10 protein-coding genes and 2 pseudogenes are annotated in these 16,461 nt (G+C 67.8%); 6 read left to right on the forward strand and 6 right to left on the reverse strand.

The genetic code is table 11. From position 1 onward, the window contains the following. Window positions 1-140: 140 nt before the first annotated feature. The gene (locus tag Q0379_RS18920) at window positions 141-881 is read right to left on the reverse strand and encodes a Crp/Fnr family transcriptional regulator (RefSeq protein ID WP_299015237.1); all 741 of its coding nucleotides are present in this window, start codon (window positions 879-881) and stop codon (window positions 141-143) included. A 217-nt stretch (window positions 882-1,098) separates the two neighbouring features. Between Q0379_RS18920 and Q0379_RS18925 the strand changes: the two genes are divergently transcribed. Next, window positions 1,099-1,833: a Crp/Fnr family transcriptional regulator gene (locus Q0379_RS18925; RefSeq protein ID WP_299015240.1), complete on the forward strand. Its 735-nt coding sequence runs from the start codon at window positions 1,099-1,101 to the stop codon at window positions 1,831-1,833. Window positions 1,834-1,843: 10 nt separating this feature from the next. Here Q0379_RS18925 and Q0379_RS18930 read toward each other — a convergent pair whose 3' ends face one another. The 5 genes from Q0379_RS18930 to Q0379_RS18950 are packed head-to-tail and all read right to left on the reverse strand — an operon-like array spanning window position 1,844 to window position 7,425. Further along, a complete protein-coding gene (locus Q0379_RS18930; protein WP_299015243.1) occupies window positions 1,844-2,671 on the reverse strand; it encodes a cyanophycinase in 828 nt (275 codons plus the stop codon). Then, window positions 2,668-3,549 (reverse strand): isoaspartyl peptidase/L-asparaginase family protein, encoded by an 882-nt coding sequence (locus Q0379_RS18935; RefSeq protein ID WP_299015246.1) that lies wholly within the window; start codon window positions 3,547-3,549, stop codon window positions 2,668-2,670. The genes Q0379_RS18930 and Q0379_RS18935 overlap by 4 nt, the downstream gene beginning before the upstream one ends. Next, the gene (cphA, locus tag Q0379_RS18940) at window positions 3,542-6,274 is read right to left on the reverse strand and encodes a cyanophycin synthetase (RefSeq protein ID WP_299015249.1); all 2,733 of its coding nucleotides are present in this window, start codon (window positions 6,272-6,274) and stop codon (window positions 3,542-3,544) included. The genes Q0379_RS18935 and cphA overlap by 8 nt, the downstream gene beginning before the upstream one ends. After that, entirely contained in the window at window positions 6,271-6,483 is a 213-nt protein-coding gene (locus Q0379_RS18945) for a hypothetical protein (protein ID WP_299015252.1), read from the reverse strand. Before Q0379_RS18945 ends, cphA begins: the two co-directional genes overlap by 4 nt. Before the next feature lie 9 nt (window positions 6,484-6,492). Next, window positions 6,493-7,425, reverse strand: coding sequence for an iron-containing redox enzyme family protein (locus tag Q0379_RS18950; protein ID WP_299015255.1), 933 nt, complete (start codon window positions 7,423-7,425; stop codon window positions 6,493-6,495). A 352-nt stretch (window positions 7,426-7,777) separates the two neighbouring features. Between Q0379_RS18950 and Q0379_RS18955 the strand changes: the two genes are divergently transcribed. From Q0379_RS18955 to Q0379_RS18975, 5 genes and pseudogenes are all read left to right on the forward strand, one after another. Continuing rightward, complete coding sequence (locus Q0379_RS18955) at window positions 7,778-9,139, forward strand: arabinogalactan endo-1,4-beta-galactosidase (protein ID WP_299015258.1); 1,362 nt, start codon at window positions 7,778-7,780, stop codon at window positions 9,137-9,139. A gap of 118 nt (window positions 9,140-9,257) precedes the next feature. Further along, complete coding sequence (locus Q0379_RS18960; RefSeq protein WP_299015261.1) at window positions 9,258-11,915, forward strand: TonB-dependent receptor; 2,658 nt, start codon at window positions 9,258-9,260, stop codon at window positions 11,913-11,915. Window positions 11,916-12,003: 88 nt separating this feature from the next. After that, on the forward strand, window positions 12,004-14,496 hold the full coding sequence (galA, locus tag Q0379_RS18965) for a beta-galactosidase GalA (protein ID WP_299015264.1): 2,493 nt from the start codon (window positions 12,004-12,006) through the stop codon (window positions 14,494-14,496). A 329-nt stretch (window positions 14,497-14,825) separates the two neighbouring features. Continuing rightward, a pseudogene (locus tag Q0379_RS18970) lies at window positions 14,826-16,046 on the forward strand (TonB-dependent receptor plug domain-containing protein); the annotation flags it as partial. A 77-nt stretch (window positions 16,047-16,123) separates the two neighbouring features. Continuing rightward, window positions 16,124-16,461: pseudogene (locus tag Q0379_RS18975) on the forward strand (transposase); the annotation flags it as partial.

Consider the following 16,461-nt stretch of genomic DNA (forward strand, 5'->3'; position numbering starts at 1 on the left):
GACCATCTCACGCCAGATCAAGGACCGGTTCGGAGCCGGTGTTCCGAGCGCGCGTGGGCAATGCGCGATGAAGGCGTCTTTCAGCGCCGGAGGGCGCTTTCCCGTGGCCCTGTTTCCGATCAATTGATCGAGGGCGCGGATCAGGCGCTGGCGGGTCTCGAGGCGATGTCCGACGGGTCCTGCTGCGGACGCAGCCGCTCGGGGTCAAAGCCGCCAAGTCGGGCCAGCGCGTCCCAGTCACTGATTTTGAGCACCCCGTTGCGCAGGGTCGCCAAGCCGTCGTCGCGCAGGGTGCGGAGCACGCGATGCACATGCACCACCGACAGGCCCAGGGCGTCGGCGATATCGGCCTGGACGGCGGGGAAGTCGCACTTGCCGTCGCCGGCCAAGCGCAGCGCCGTTTGCCGCCAATAGACCTCGCAGAACAGATTGGCCGCCCGCGCCAGCGCCGTGCGGCGGCCCAGGCCGACCATCCAGTTGCGCTGATGCTGGGCCTCGGTCAGCACCGCGCGGCACAGCGCCGCCAGGAGGTTGGGATGGGCGCGCAACATCGTACGGAGTTCGTGCGCGGTGGTCATCCGCACCTCGCAGGCGCCCAGGGCGCGGACTTCATGGTCGAGACCCACATAGAGACCGCCCAGGTCGACGACGTCACCGGGGGTGGCGACGCCGAAGATCTGCCGGCCGCCGTCGGACAGCACCTGTTGTTTCACGGCGAGACCCCGCGCCAGCAGGCTCAGGCGCGAGCGCGCGCCAGCGGGGACGATGACCTGGCCGGGCTCGAACCGCGCCGCCTCCTGCGAGCACGTCATGAGATCGTCCCGCACGCTGTCGCGCAGCGGGCCGAACCGGTCGAGGCTGGCGATCAGCAGCCGGTTCATGCCGATGCTCCGGAGCGTGGCGTGACAGCGGCGACAACGAAATGGCGGTCTCGTTCGTTGAGGCGGGGAGCGGTGGAACTCGGCAATACAAAATCTCCGCGAGAGCGCCATGCCTTAGGCGCGCCCGCGAAGTCCCACCCTAACCTAGGTTAGCCGCGGCCATCTTTTGATCGGTCGCGGGCTCCAGTCGAACTCGAAAGGAGCTGCCGCGTCCGCCATGCCCTCATCGCAAAACATCGCTCCCCTGGTGACCAAGCTGGCGCGGCGCGACGCGCTGTCCGCCGTCGAGCGGGACGTGCTCAGCGGCCTTCTAGGTCCCGAGCGCGCGGTCAAGGCGGGCGGTGTCCTGATCGCGCCGGGCGACCGGCCCAGCTACAGCACCTTCCTGGTCAGCGGCTTCTGCGCGCGCTTCAACCTGACGGCGGCGGGTGGGCGACAGCTGACCGAGATCAACGTCGCCGGCGACTTCGTCGACCTGCACAGCCTGCTCATGCGCCAGATGGATCACGGAGTCGTGGCCCTGGCCGACTGCGTCATCGCTCCGGCTTCTCATGCCGACTTGCGCCGCCTGACCGAGCAGCATCCGCACCTGGGGCGGCTGCTGTGGCTGGAGACCGTGATCGACGGCGCGATCCATCGCCAGTGGCTGGTGACCATGGGCCAGCAGGACGCCGCCAGCCGTCTGGCGCACCTGGTCTGCGAGCTCTACCGGCGGCTGGAGGCCGCGGGCCTGGCCAGCGACGGGCAGCTGAAGATCCCGATGACCCAGACCGATCTCGGCGACGTGCTGGGCCTGACGCCCATCCATGTGAACCGGGTTCTGATGGAGCTGCGCCGCGAGGGGCTGATCGAGTGGAAGGGCGTCCAGGTGACCATTCCCGACTGGGACCGGTTGGCCGACTTCGCCCTGTTCGATCCGACCTATCTGCGCCTGCAGAGCGACGCGGTCTGAGACTGCGTCCCTAGTTCTCTCGCGGCGGCGTCGGGTGGCCGTGCGGCCGCCGGGTCCTGAGGTTGAAGCCGTCGCCGTGGGCCAGGACGTGCATGCGGACGTCGAAGATCGACAAGGCTCGCTCGGCCCGCGCCTCGGCGATGTTCGAGGCGCTGACGCCCTCGGCGTCCACCACATAGACCGCGCCGCTGCCGATCACGTCGAAGTCGTCGCCCTCCAGGATGATGGCGGTGTCCTCGTCGATGCCCAGGCCCAGGACGCGCGGGCTCTGGGCGACCGCGCCCAGCAGGCGGCCGATGCGGCCGCGCTCGGCGAAGTGCTGGTCGATGATCGCGTCGCGGACCAGGCCAAGCCCGGGCGCCATCTGCAGGTCGCCGATCCGGTGGCTCTCGCTGCTGGCGCCGCGCACCATCATGGTGTCGCTCATCACCGAGGCGCCGGCCGAGGTGCCGGCCAGCACGCCGCCGGCGCGCCAGATCTCGCGAATGCGGGCCTCGATCGGCGTGTCGCCGATCTGGCTGCTGATCCGCAGCTGGTCGCCGCCCGAGAAGAACACGCCGGCCGCATCGTCCAGCAGGGCCAGCTTTTCCGGATCGTGCGCCTCGGCGCGATCCTCCACATAGAGCTCGACCAGCTCCTTGATCCCCAGGGGCTCGAACGCCTTCTGGTAGGTCTCGAAATAGCCTTCCGGATTGTGCGAGGCGACGGTGGCGATGACGAGCCGCCCGCCCTTGAGGCGCTCGGCCACGGCCTTCAGGATCACCTTGTCGCCATCCTTGTTCTCGTGGCCGCCGATGATGATCAACGGGCCTTCGGCATTGGCGTGGGCGAGGGTCATTCGGCGTCCTTGGCGGTGTCTTCGGCCCGGCTGACGAAAGCCTGAGGCGGGCGGTGCGAGGTGGCGTGGGCGACGGCGAACTGGGCGCTGTTGTGCCCCCAGTCGACGCGCCCTTCGGCGTCGATGACGATCAGGCCCGCCTCGCCCCCGACGCGGGCGAGGGCGGGGAGGGCCGTCTCGATCGCCGGGCCGGGCGGCAGGCTTTCCAGCGCGCGCATCAGGCGCGAGGCCAGCGTCACGCGGATCAGGCTTTCGCCCTCGCCGGACAGCGAAACGCCGCCGATGGCGTTGTCGGCATAGAGGCCGCAGCCGGGCAGGGGGGAGTCACCGACCCGCCCAGCGCGCGCGCCCTTCAAGCCGCCAGTCGAGGTGCCGGCGACGATGTCGCCGTGGATATCGAGCGCCACGCAGCCGACGGTGTCGCAGCCGGGATCGTAGGCTTCCGGATGCTCGACGATCAGATCGCGAGGATCGCAGAGCTCGGCGTCGATCTCGCGGGCGAAGCACTCCGCGCCCTCGCCGACGAGCAGGACGGGACGCTCCGGCAGCATGGCCGTGGCGACCGAGATCGGATGGCGCAGCGTCTTCACGGCCGCCACTCCGCCGACGGCCAGGGTCCGCCCATCCATGATCGCCGCGTCGCACTCGACCTCGCCCTTGGCGTTCAGCACCGAGCCATAGCCTGCGTTGAAAGTCGGATCGTCCTCCAGCGTGCGCACCGACGCCTCGACGGCGTCCAGCGCCGAGCCGCCGGCCTCCAGGATCGCTTGGCCGGCCGCGAGGGCGACGAGGCAGCCGTCGCGGTGGATCTGCCAGCGCTCGGGAGGAATGTCCTTGGCTCCGCCATGGACGATGATCGCCCAGCGTCGATCAGACATAGGCGTCCTTTCCCGGCTCAATCGATGCGGTGGCGGCGGGCTTGAAATCCACCACCTGCTTCCAGACGGCGTCCACCGAGGTCGGGAAGACCATCACCAGATCGCCCGGCCGGGCCATGCGCAGTCCCGTCTCCACGGCGCGGGCTTCGCTTAGGATCCGGTGCACCCGATCGCTGGGGAAGCCGGCGCTCAGGGCGCCCTCGGTCAGCAGCGACACCACCGAGCCGGCCGGGCGGCCGCGACCATCCGGGCGTTCGCGGAAGATGAGCTCGTCGAACATCTCGGCCGATAGCGCGCCCATCTCCAGGATGTCCTCATCGCGGCGGTCGCCCGGAATGCTGACCACGCCGATCACGCGACCGACGTCCGAGCGCAGGCGGCCGATCAGTTCGCCGATCGCTCGCATCGCGCCGGGATTGTGGGCGTAGTCGACAATCACCCGGAATCCATGGGCGTCGTGGACGTTGAAGCGTCCGGGGTTCTCGGCGTGCGACGAGGTGAAGGCCCGCAGGGCCCGCGCCATGACCTCGGGGCTTGCCCCCAGGCCGTGCCCCGCCGCGATCGCCGCCAGGGCGTTGGCGATGTTGAAGCCGGCGAGGCCGCGCAGGGTCGCGGGGATCTCGTCCGCCTCGATCACCGACCAGCGCCGGCCCCGATCGTAGAGCGCCAGCTCGCCGCCGTGGATCGACGGCTCCCGGGCGACCAGCAGGCCGCCTTGCGCCGCGTGCTTCTGCAGGAAGGGGCTCATCTCCGGGCCGCCGCTCAGGGTGAAATAGGCGACGCGGCCGCCGGCGTGGCGCGCCATGCGCAGGGTCAGCGGGTCATCGCCGTTCAGCACCGCGACGCCGCGCCGCGAGACGGACTCGGCCACGATCGATTTCACGGCCGCCAGGTCCTCCAGGGTGTCGACGCCCTTCAGGCCCAGGTGGTCGGCGGTGACGTTCAGCACGATGCCGACGTCGCAGCGGTCGAAGGCGAGGCCCTCGCGCAGCATGCCGCCGCGAGCGGTCTCCAGCACGGCGACGTCGACCGTCGGATCGCGCAGCACCATGCGGGCGCTCTTGGGGCCGCTGGCGTCCGCGGCCAGGACCCGCTCGTCGTTGATGTAGACCCCGCTGGTGTTGGTGAGGCCGACGGTCTTGCCCATTTCGCGCGCGATGCGGGCCACCATCCTGACCACGGTCGTCTTGCCGTTGGTGCCGGTGACGGCGACGATCGGGATGCGGCTGCGGGTCCCCGGCGGGAAGAGGTCGGCGACCACGGCCTTGGCGACGTCGCGCGACGCGCCTTCCGAGGGCTCCAGGTGCATACGGAAGCCGGGGGCGGCGTTGACCTCGACGATGCCGCCTCCGGTCTCGCGGACCGACCGGCTGATGTCCGGCGCGATGAAGTCGATGCCGGCGACGTCCAGGCCCACGGTCAGCGCCGCGCGCCGGGCGATGCTGGCGTTGTCGGGATGGATCACGTCCGTGCGGTCGATCGCCGAGCCGCCGGTCGAAAGGTTGGCCGTGGCCCGCAGGACGACGACCGCGCCGGGAAGCGGGACATCGTCCAGGGTCAGACCCGCGCGGGCCAGCATGTCGCGCGTCTGGTCGTCGATGGCGATGCGGGTCATGACCTTCTCGTGACCGACGCCGCGACGCGGATCGCGGTTCACAGCCTCGATGAGCTCTTTGACTGTGCTCTCGCCGTTACCGACCACGCGCGCGGGAACCCGTTCGGCCACGGCGGCGACTTGGCCGCCGACCACCAGGATCCGGTAATCGCGACCGACGAACTGCTCTTCGACGATCACGCGTCGGCCGTGCTGGATCGCCTGCTCGAAGGCCCAGCGAACCTGTTCGGGCGTGCGCAGGTCAAGGCTGACGCCTCGGCCGTGGTTGCCGTCGAGCGGCTTTAGCACCACCGGCCCGTTGATGCGGCTGGCCTGCGTGAGCGCGTCCTCCACCGCCCGCACGACCGCGCCGCGCGGGACCGGCAGGCCGACCTCGGACAGCAGCGCCTTGGTCAGGGCCTTGTCGCCGGCGGTCTCGACGGCGATGTGGCTGGTCTGGCCAGTGATGCTGGCGCGGATCAGCTTGCGCCGCGCCCCCCAGCCCAGCTGGATCAGGCTGTGCTCGTCCAGCCGCTGGACGGGAATGCCGCGCCGCCGCGCCTCCAGAACGAGAGAGCGGGTGGTCGGACCCAGAGCCTCGCGACGGGCGATGGCGCTCAGACGCTCCAGGGTTCGGGGCAGGTCGAATAGCGGCGGCGCAAGATCAAGCAGCGGCTCGGCGATGCGCTCCAGGCCGTCGACGCCCTGCAGCTCGCGCGGCAACAGGCTGTGAACCAGCTCGACCGCCGCGCGACCGGCGGCCCGGCCCAGACCGGCTCCGTCATAGGCGTAGAGGATGTTGTAGACGCCCGGCCGCCCTTTGACGGACCGTGTCTTGCCCCGCGTCACCGGCGTCCCGGCCAGCTTCTGAAGCTCCAGCGCGACGTGCTCGATCACATGGCCCAGCCAGGTGCCCTCCCGCATCCGCAGCACCAGGCCGCCATGAGTCTGGTAGGAGCAGCCGTGATCCTCGAGGCCGGGCAGGGCGGCCAGCAGTCGGTCGGTAAAGCCCCCGATCCGATTGGTCGGCCAATGCTCCAGCTGCTCCAGGTCCAGCTGGATGCGGACCATCGGCCGCGAGGCGTAGAGGTGGGGCCCCTTGTAAACAGCGGTCTCTGTGACGCGCATCATGCCGCCTTTGCGGGGAGAGGGGCGGCGAGGTGCTCCGGCTGGTCCAGCCGCGCCGCGATGATGTCTTGGACGACCAGGGCGGCCGCCAGTTTCCTGCTGGGCGCGATGCCCTGGGCGCGGATGCGACCGTCGCGCTCGATCGTTCGCCAGAGCCAGACGCCGCCCGTCGTCGGTGCGATAGCGAACCGGAGCAGCTTGTCCTCACCCATGACGCGCGCTCACTCGGCCGCGTAGACGAGCGGGTGGGTGTGGGCCCACAGGTGCGCGCGGTAGGTGTCGAAACACTGCTCGCCGCAGATCAGGCGCATGACAGCGCCTTCGGCGATGAAGCGGGCGCGCGACGGGTCCTCGGCCACCAGCGGGATCAGCGCCTCGGCGTTCCAGGCCTTGGAGTGCTCGATGTCGATCTGGGCGTGTAGGGCGAAGTACTTGCGGGCCTCGGGCGAGACGCCGACGCGCTTGAGGCCGGCGTCCACGCACGACACCCGGGTCGGGGCGGTCAGCTCGACGACGCCCAAGGCGCCGATCGAATGCCACACGTAGCGACGCGTGGTGGCGAAGGCCGTCATGGTGTTAGCCAGGCAGAGCGACTGCCACAGCGTGGTGTCAATGGTCGGCGTCAGGCCGAGCGTGGCGGTGGTCCGCTCCAGCATCGGGCCGTGCATGCCGTGGGCGTTGCCGCGTCCCATCTCGTCCCAGTAGTTGCGGGCCAGCTCCAGCTTGGCGCGGTCGGGGATCTTCACCTGGGTCATGGCCACGAGATCGTCGAAGCCCGCTTCGCCGGCGGCCTCCTGGGTCAGGAACCACTTGATGTCCTCCAGCGAGGCCTCGCCTTCGAGCCAGTCGAACAGCGGGTCCCACTGGCCTGGGCCGTGGTCCTTCAGCGCCTCGAACCAGGCGACGAAGCCTTCCGGATCCTCCGGGAGCTTGTCGACCAGCGAGGCGACATGGGCGCGAAATGCTTCGATGAATTCGCCCTCCAGGCGCTTCATCAGGCGCTCGCGGTCGAGATCTTCGCGCCAGTCGTCGACGGGCGCGGTCGGCGCGAGGCGGGCGTGGTTCCAGTGCGCCAGACCCTTGTGCAGGGCTTCGGCGTCGGGGAACTGCGGGCTGAAGTGACCCAGGCGCGAAAGGCGATCGCCACCAAACATGCGTACTGCTCCGAGCGTGGACGGGGAGGGGCGGGCGGGTCGTAGCGGGACCATGATCGCCTCTCCCGGAAAGGGGGATGGGCCGCGGGATGGCGGCGAGCACCTCAAACGAGGGCGCTCCCTTCGCCGTTCCATGCCGGTCGGTGAAGGTTTCTCGAAGGCGCCGAGAACGCGTGGAAATTCATGCGCGCGGGCCAAATCGCGGCGATCCGCCTTCTTCATTTGATAGCGCGCGCCCGGCCGGCTTGGCCGCGCCATGGCTCAGGCGGAAGACGATCCGCCTTGCATCCAAATTATACGATAAATAATATTCTAAGCTGTGCGGCCGTCGAGTGGCCGCGACGGAGGAAACATGTCTGTCTCGAACCTGCGCCGCGCCGCCCTCGTTTCAACGCTGGCCCTGTCCTTCGCCGCGCCGTTCGGCTCGGCCTGGGCGGCGCCGAAAACCTATCTGGGCGTCGACATCTCGTACGCCAACGAGATGGAGGACTGCGGCGCGGTCTATCGCGCGGGCGGCAGGACCGTCGAGCCCTACGCCTTCTTCAAGCAGTCCGGCGCCAACCTCGCCCGCATCCGGATCTGGAACAATCCGGACTGGACGCCCTATTCGAACCTGAAGGACGTCAAGCGCAGCATCGCCAAGGCCAAGAAGGCTGGGATGCAGGTGCTGCTGGACTTCCACTATTCCGACGACTGGGCCGACGGCGACAAGCAGATCGCGCCCAAGGCCTGGGCCAAGCTGTCGACGCCCGACCAGGCCAAGGCGCTGTACGCCTTCACCCGCGACACCCTGGCTGAGCTCGATCGCGAGGGCCTGGCGCCCGACATGGTCCAGGTCGGCAACGAGACCAATGGCGAGATCGTCTCCAGCCTGGAAAAGGCCAAGGAGCCGATCAACTGGGAGCGCAACGCCCTGCTTTTCAACGCGGGCATCAAGGCGGTGCGCGACGCCAGCGCGGCCTCGACGACCAAGCCCAGGATCATGCTGCACATCGCCCAGCCCGAGAACGTCGAGCCCTGGTTCGCAGCGGCCGCCAAGGCGGGCGTGACCGACTTCGACCTGATCGGGATCAGCTACTACAGCAAGTGGTCCAAGCGCTCGATGGCGGAGCTGGGCCAGACCATCAATCGCTTGCGCCATACCTATTCGGCCGACGTCGTCGTGGTCGAGACCGCCTATCCGTTCACCAACGACGGCGCCGACGGCTCGCCCAACCTGCTGGGCGAGGACTCGCTCATCGCCGGCTATCCGGCCACGCCCGCGGGTCAGAAGAAGTACCTGACCGATCTGACCCAGCTGGTCTTCGCCAATGGCGGCGTTGGCGTCGTCTATTGGGAGCCGGCGTGGCTCTCGACCCAGTGCAAGACCCGTTGGGGCGTCGGCTCCAACTGGGAAAACGCGGCGCTGTTCGACTTCAAGGGCCAGGCGCTGGAAAGCGTCGACTGGCTGAAGACCCCGTACGTCATGCCGGTGGACGTGATGTTCCAGGTGACGGCCCACGGGGAGGCGACGCGCTTCATCGACGGCGACTTCCTCGGCGGCGTCGGACCTCGACCGATGACGCTGGAGGGCGGCGCGTGGGTCTACCGCACGCGACTGATGCCGGGCGCCTCGGTGACGGCCGCCACCGCGACCGAGGTCTCGGCGGTGGCGGACGCTAAGGCCAAGAGCGCGGTGGTCGGCAAGCGCGCCTCGGTCATTCCGCTCGACTGATGGAACCAAGCCGGTTGTCATGTCAGATTGATATGATAATTAGCCGCTCAAACTCGTTCTGATCCCGAGGGCAGTCCCGCCGAACGAAGCGTGGCGCCGCTCCTCCAGGGGGGAAACCATGACTCGTCATCCCATGCTCTTCGCCGCCGCCAGCGGTTTCGCCATGCTCGTGGCCGCCGGCGCGCACGCTCAAACCGCTCCCGCTCCGGCGACGGACTCCGCCCAGGTCGAGGAGGTCGTGGTCACCGGCGTCCGCAAGAGCCTGCGCGACGCCCTGGCCGTGAAGCAGGGCTCCGACAAGGTCGTCGAAGCGATCTCGGCCAAGGACATCGGCGTCCTGCCCGACGTGACCATCGCCGAGTCGATCGCCCGCCTGCCAGGCGTCAACGCCACCCGCGACCGCGGCAACGACAGCCAGGCGGTGGTCCGCGGCCTGGGCGCCCGTCTGGTGCTCGGCACGATCAACAACCGCGAAGTCGCCTCGACCGAGCCGGACCGCAACGTCCGCTGGGAAATCTACCCCTCGGAGGTCGTCTCGGGCGTCGAGGTCTACAAGTCGCAGTCGGCCGACCTGATCGCCGGCGGCGTGGCCGCGACGATCAACATCAACACGATCGCCCCGCTGGACTACCGCGGTCCGGCCTTCGTGCTGCGCGCCGGTCCCGTGTTCTATGACGGCGGCAAGGATATCCCGAACTACGGCACGACCGGCTATCGCGGCTCGGGCTCGTTCGTCCACAAGATCAATGACGACCTCGCCATCGTCCTGGGCGCGACCGCCCAGCGCCAGAAGAACGGCTACGGCTCGTTCACGGGCTGGGGCTACAACGACTCCAACGCGCGTCCTCCCGTGGGGGCGAGCGACTACTCAAGCGACCTGAACCGCGACGGCAAGCTGGACGCCACGCCCTGGGGCGCCCAGATGTCGGCCAGCCGCATCGATCAGAAGCGCAAGGGGATCTCGGGCGGCCTGCAGTACAAGCCCACCGATCACTTCGAGCTGAAGGCCGACGCCCTCTATTCGAAGATCAAGATCACCGAGGTCCAGGACCAGACGGTCTGGGGCGACGGCAAGTGGGGCAACTGGAACACCGGTACGAACAACGTCGGCTGGAACGACGACGTCTACAACGCTCCGGGCGCGTCCTACACGCTGATCAACAACACGGTGGTCGCCGCCTCGCGCCTGCCGTTCAGCCCGGTCAAGACGGTGCTGGCCAAGTACAGCGAAGACAAGGACCTGTTCGCCAGCGGCCTGAACGGCAAATGGACCGGCGACCTGTGGACCGTCGCGGGCGACCTGTCCTATTCGAAGGCCAAGCGCACCAATGCCTGGAAGGCCGTTCGCTTCGAGGCCTGGCCGACCTGGACCAGCTTCGACTGGCGCGCCGGCGTCACCCCGACCATCACCACGGGTCAGGACAACACCACGCTTAGCCAGACGGCCGACCTCGCCGGTTCGTATGACGGCCCCGAGCACCTGAACGACGAGCTGAAGGCCGCCGCTCTAGACTTCACCCGCGACTTCTCCGGCGGCGTCTTCAAGAGCGTCCAGTTCGGCGCGCGCGCCTCGGACCGCATGAAGAGCCACAGCAACTTCAGCTTCGCTCCGACACCCACCGGCGCGACGGTCCCGGCCAGCCTGCTGACCAGCTACAAGCTGAGCGACGGCGCGAACGTCCCGGCCATCCTGACCGGCGACATCGACAAGATCGCCGCGATCGCCTACGGCGCGAACGCCTTCGACGTCTCCAAGGCGACCGAAAAGCTGGCCGAGCGCTGGACCGTCCAGGAGAAGGTCTACGAAGGCTACGGCAAGCTGAACTTCGCCGCCGACGGCCCGGCCGGCGCCTGGGTCACCGGCAACATCGGCGCCCGCGTCGTCCACACCGAGACCAGCAGCGAAGGTCTGCAGCAGGACACCGCCAGCGCCTTCATCCCGGCGAACGTCGACAACGACTACACCGACTTCCTGCCCTCGGCGAACGCCAAGCTGGACTTCGGCGGCGGCAAGGTCGTGCGCCTGGGCCTGGCCAAGGTCATCGCGCGTCCGCCGCTGGACGAACTGCGCGCCAGCCGCAGCCTGTCCAACTGGGCGCCGTGGACCGGCAGCGCCGGCAACCCGAAGCTGAAGCCGTTCGAGGCCACCCAGTTCGACGCCTCGGCCGAATACTACTTCCGGCCGGAAGCCCTGGTGGCGGTGTCCTACTACTATAAGGACGTCGACTCCTACATCGGCTGGAAGCAGACCCCGGTCGCGTTCGGCGGCCAGACCTACACGGTCGCCAGCCCCGCCAACGGCGGCAGCGGCCACATCCAGGGCGTCGAGCTGACCTTCCAGACGCCGTTCTTCTTCCTGCCGGGTCCGTTCGACAAGTTCGGGATCTACTCGAACTACGCCTATGTGGAATCGAACCTGAAGGAGTTCTCGCCGGCCAACAATCCGCTGCGGATGACCGGCCTCGCCAAGAACACCGCCACGGTCGACCTGTGGTACGCCAACGGTCCGGTCGAGGCGCGCCTGGGCTGGAAGTACCACTCGCCGATGACGGTCATCTACGGCTGGAACGGTTCGGACCTGCAGACGCTGGAAAGCGAGAAGACCCTCGACTTCAGCTCGTCCTACAAGATCAACGAGACCGTCAGCGTCCGCTTCCAGGTCAACAACCTGACCAACGAAGCGCTGCGGATGTATCGCGACAACGACCCGAACCGGATCGGTCGCTACGACTCCTACGGTCGCCGCTACCTGATGGACGTCACTTTCAAGTTCTAGAGCGTCGATCCTCCCCGACGTTCCCTGCGCTGGGGAGGAGGCCGCATGCCTCCTCCCCATTTTTTTGACTTATCGAGAGGCTTGTCCCATGGCCCAGATCAACCGACGCCAGGCCCTGGCCGCCGCCGGAGGCGCCGCCCTCCTGGCCAATGCGTCCCACGCCGTCGCGGCGGCCGCCGCGCCCGCGGCGAGCATCGACCTGGGTCCGCGCGAGCGTTCTTCTCTGGACTTCGGTTGGCGTTTCGCCCTGGGCCACGCCTCGGATCCGAACAAGGACTTCGGCTTCGGCGCCAACCAGCGCACCTACGCCAAGGCCGGCGCTGACGCCCCCAACTGGTGGGTGGCCGCCGCGGCGCAGAAGGGCTTCGACGACAGCGCCTGGAAGCCGGTGACCCTGCCGCACGACTGGGCCGTCGAGCTGCCGTTCGCCAACAATCCCGACTACAAGCCGTCGGGCAAGCCGGACGACGAGGACCTGCGCGCCGCCCACGGCTACAAGGCGCTGGGCCGCGAGTTCCCCGAGAACAGCGTCGGCTGGTACCGCAAGACCTTCGCCCTGCCGGCCGGCGACGCGGGCAAGCGCCTGTCGATCGAGTTCGATGGCGTCTTCCGCGACGCCCTGGTGATGGTCAATGGCTACATCCTCGAGCGCGAGGACAGCGGCTATTCGCCGTTCCGTGTCGACATCACCGACATCGCCAATGTCGGCGGCGACAACCTGATCACCGTGCGCGTCGACGCCAGCCTGGGCGAGGGCTGGTTCTATGAGGGCGCGGGGCTCTACCGCCACGTCTGGCTGGTCAAGACCGCGCCGGTGCACGTGCCGCAATGGGGCGTCTTCGTCCGCGCCAAGGTCGACGGGACCGTCCAGATCGACACCGACCTGATCAACGAGTCCGACGCGGCTCAAGCCTTCGAGGTCTCGCACGCGGTGCTGGACGCCGCCGGTAAGCCCGTCCTGGCTGTCGCGCCCGCCGCGGGCCGCCTGCCGGCCTGGGAGCGCCAGAGCCTGTCCCAGACCGTGACCCTGGCCAATCCTGTGCTGTGGTCGCTCGAGAACCCGCACCTCTACACCCTGGTCACCGAGACCAAGGTCGGCGGCGCGGTCGTGGACCGTTTCGTCACGCGCTTTGGCGTTCGCTCGATCCGCTTCGACCCGGCCAACGGCTTCTTCCTGAACGACAAGCCGGTGAAGCTGAAGGGCAGCTGCAACCACCAGGACCACGCCGGCGTCGGCGCGGCGATCCCGGACGCGCTGCAGGTCTGGCGGCTGGAGCAGCTGAAATCGATGGGCTGCAACGCCTATCGCGCCGCGCACAATCCGCCGACGCCGGAGCTGCTGGACGCCTGCGACCGCCTGGGGATGCTGGTCATCGACGAGACCCGCCGCATGTCCAGCGACCCGACCTCGCTGGACGAGCTGGAGCGCCTGGTCCGCCGCGACCGCAACCACCCGTCGGTGATCCTCTGGTCGATCGGCAACGAGGAGCCGCAGCAGGCCACCGCGCGCGGCGTCAAGGTCGCCACGACCATGAAGCGCCTGGTCAACCGCCTCGATCCGACCCGCCTCGTGACGGCGGCCATGGACAGCGGCTTCGGCGAGGGCATCAGCGCGGTCATCGACGTCCAGGGCTTCAACTACCGCCACGAGAAGATGGACGACTTCCACGCCCGCTTCCCCAACGTGCCGATCATCGGCACCGAGAGCGCCAGCGTGGTGACGACGCGCGGCGAGTACGTTCGCGACGACGCCAAGTCCTACGTTCCGGCCTACGACACCGACCACCCCTGGTGGGCGACGACCGCCGAGAAATGGTGGAGCCACGCGGCCGATCGGCCGTGGATGGCGGGCGGCTTCATCTGGACGGGTTTCGATTATCGGGGCGAGCCGACGCCGTTCAATCGCTGGCCCAGCATCAGCTCGCACTTCGGGGCCTTGGATGCGTGCGGCTTCCCGAAGGACAACTACTATTACTACCGCGCCTGGTGGCGGTCCGAGCCGCTGCTGCACCTCTTGCCGCACTGGAACTGGGAAGGCCGCGAGGGCCAGCCGATCGCGGTCTGGGCGCACAGCAACTGTGACAAGGTCGAGCTGTTCCTGAACGGCAAGAGCCAGGGCGTGCGGGCGGTGAAGGCCAACCACCACGTCGAATGGTCCGTGCTCTACGCCCCGGGCGTGCTGGAGGCCCACGGCTACAAGAACGGCAAGGTCGTCCTGCGCCAGCGCCGTGAGACCGCGGGTCCCGCCGCCGCCCTCCGCCTGACCGCCGATCGGGTCCGTCTGAGCGCCGACGGTCAGGACGTCGCGGTGCTGAAGGTCGAGGTCCTGGACGCCAAGGGCCGCCCCGTTCCGCGCGCCGACGATCTGGTCCGTTTCGAGCTTTCGGGTCCGATCGACCTGATCGGCGTCGGCAACGGGAACCCCACCAGCCATGAGCCGGATGTCGCGTTCCAGCGCAAAGCGTTCAACGGTCTCGCCCAGGCGATCATCCGAACCCGGCAGAATCAGCCAGGGCGCGGACGCGTGGTGATCAGCGCTGACGGCCTCCGGAGCGCGGGCTTGGAGCTTACGCTGGCATAACGCCGCAACGCGAAAATTTACTACGCCCTTGCGAGACGAGCGTCGAACACGACGCTCGTCTCAATACGTTTCTACGCACGGAAACCGGTTTCCGTGCTGAAATAGTCATCCTGTTGGCGAACGCCGAGGCATGGGCTTGTTCGGCGGCGCCGAACAACGCGTCAAAGTGGCGTTATTTGTCGTAACAATGGCCCCAAAAACTGCTTGAAAAAAGATTGCTAGCGCTGTCATTTTGCCATTGCGGCAGTGATGGACCGATGTTACCGCTAACTCGTCTCTCGTGCCCTGGTTGTCCATCAGGCTGCTAGAACGAGAAGAGCGGCCGGGAAATGCTTCCGGATCGTAACAATAACATCGCCCCAGAGAGGGCATTATTAGGGGGAACGGCTATGAAGCGGCTTCGTCGCTTGAACGCGTCTGCCTCTTGTGTCGCCATCACGGCGGCCATGTTCGCCAGCCCGGTTCTGGCTCAGCAGACTTCCAACACCACCGTCGATGAAATCGTCATCACGGGCATCCGCGCCTCGCTCGAGCGTTCGATCGAGATCAAGCGCACCAACAGCGGCGTGGTCGACGCCATCTCCGCCGAAGACATCGGCAAGTTCCCGGACACCAACCTGGCTGAATCGCTGCAGCGGATCACCGGCGTGTCCATCGACCGCACCAACGGCGAAGGTTCGCAGGTCACGGTCCGCGGCTTCGGCGGCGGCTTCAACCTGGTCACCCTGAACGGCCGCACCATGCCGACGGCCAACGTCGCCACGGTCGGCGGCGACCAGTCTTCGGACACCGCGGGCGGCACCAGCCGTTCGTTCGACTTCTCGAACCTCGCGTCGGAAGGCGTGACCACGCTGGAGGTCTACAAGACCGGCCGCGCGGCCATTCCGTCGGGCGGCATCGGCGCCACGATCAACGTCAAGACCCGCCACCCGCTGGACGCTCGCGAGAGCGGCCTGAGCGGCAGCATCGGCGTCAAGGGCGTCTACGACCAAGGCATGGACAAGAAGGTCGATGACTTCGGCCACAAGATCACGCCGGAAGTCTCGGGCCTGCTGAACTGGACCGACGACGACAAGAAGTTCGGCGTCGCCCTGTTCGGCGCCTACCAGAAGCGCGACTTCACCAGCCGCAGCGTCACGTCGAACGACTGGAACATCCGCACCTACGCGGATTTCATCAATCCGGCCAACGGCTTCGTCCGCAACGGCGGCGCGACCCAGATCACCAACGCGCCGTCCAGCGGCTCGACCCTGGTGGCCATCCCGAACGACAGCCGCTACCACTTCTCGCAAGGCGAGCGTGAGCGGATCAACGGCCAGCTGACGGCGCAGTTCCGCCCGACCGACAGCCTGACCATCACGGGCGATGTGCTGTACGCGCAGAACAAGTCGTTCGAGCGCCGCAACGACAGCACCAACTGGTTCAACCGTCCGTTCGACAAGGTCACCTTCGACAACAACCCCACCGTCGCCACCGCGGTCCTGCTGTCGGAAACGCTGAGCGGCACCAAGGACATGGGCTTCGAGCAGCAGTATCGCAGCAACGATGACCTGCTCCTGAAAAACTGGACCGGTTTGAGCTAGAATTTTCTCGTTTTGCGGCATGGGCCACGGAGCGAGGAGCGACCATGAAGAGGTCGAAGTTCAGTGAGGCGCAGGTAGCGTTTATCCTGCGTCAGGCAGACGAGGGCGCCACGGTTGGCGAGGTCTGCCGCAAGGCGGGAATTTCCGAGGCGACGTTCTACGTCTGGCGCAAGAAATACGCTGGCCTGATGCCGTCGGAGATGAAGCGGCTGCGCCAACTCGAGGATGAAAACGCCCGGCTCAAACGGATCGTGGCGGACCTGTCGCTCGACAAGGAGATGCTGCAGGACGTCATCAAGCGAAAGCTTTAGGACCTGCCCGGCGCCGCCAGCTCGTGGATTATCTGCGAGCGGCCTGGCAGGTCAGCATCCGACGCGCCTGC

Source organism: uncultured Caulobacter sp., from assembly GCF_937900395.1.
In the GTDB taxonomy this organism is placed as follows: Bacteria; Pseudomonadota; Alphaproteobacteria; order Caulobacterales; family Caulobacteraceae; genus Caulobacter.

Bases quoted from the DNA above. Each gene is read 5' to 3' on its own strand.
- Q0379_RS18920 (WP_299015237.1), bottom strand. From the start codon at position 881: ATGAACCGGCTGCTGATCGCCAGCCTCGACCGGTTCGGCCCGCTGCGC.
- Q0379_RS18925 (WP_299015240.1), top strand. From the start codon at position 1,099: ATGCCCTCATCGCAAAACATCGCTCCCCTGGTGACCAAGCTGGCGCGG.
- Q0379_RS18930 (WP_299015243.1), bottom strand. From the start codon at position 2,671: ATGACCCTCGCCCACGCCAATGCCGAAGGCCCGTTGATCATCATCGGC.
- Q0379_RS18935 (WP_299015246.1), bottom strand. From the start codon at position 3,549: ATGTCTGATCGACGCTGGGCGATCATCGTCCATGGCGGAGCCAAGGAC.
- cphA (WP_299015249.1), bottom strand. From the start codon at position 6,274: ATGATGCGCGTCACAGAGACCGCTGTTTACAAGGGGCCCCACCTCTAC.
- Q0379_RS18945 (WP_299015252.1), bottom strand. From the start codon at position 6,483: ATGGGTGAGGACAAGCTGCTCCGGTTCGCTATCGCACCGACGACGGGC.
- Q0379_RS18950 (WP_299015255.1), bottom strand. From the start codon at position 7,425: ATGTTTGGTGGCGATCGCCTTTCGCGCCTGGGTCACTTCAGCCCGCAG.
- Q0379_RS18955 (WP_299015258.1), top strand. From the start codon at position 7,778: ATGTCTGTCTCGAACCTGCGCCGCGCCGCCCTCGTTTCAACGCTGGCC.
- Q0379_RS18960 (WP_299015261.1), top strand. From the start codon at position 9,258: ATGACTCGTCATCCCATGCTCTTCGCCGCCGCCAGCGGTTTCGCCATG.
- galA (WP_299015264.1), top strand. From the start codon at position 12,004: ATGGCCCAGATCAACCGACGCCAGGCCCTGGCCGCCGCCGGAGGCGCC.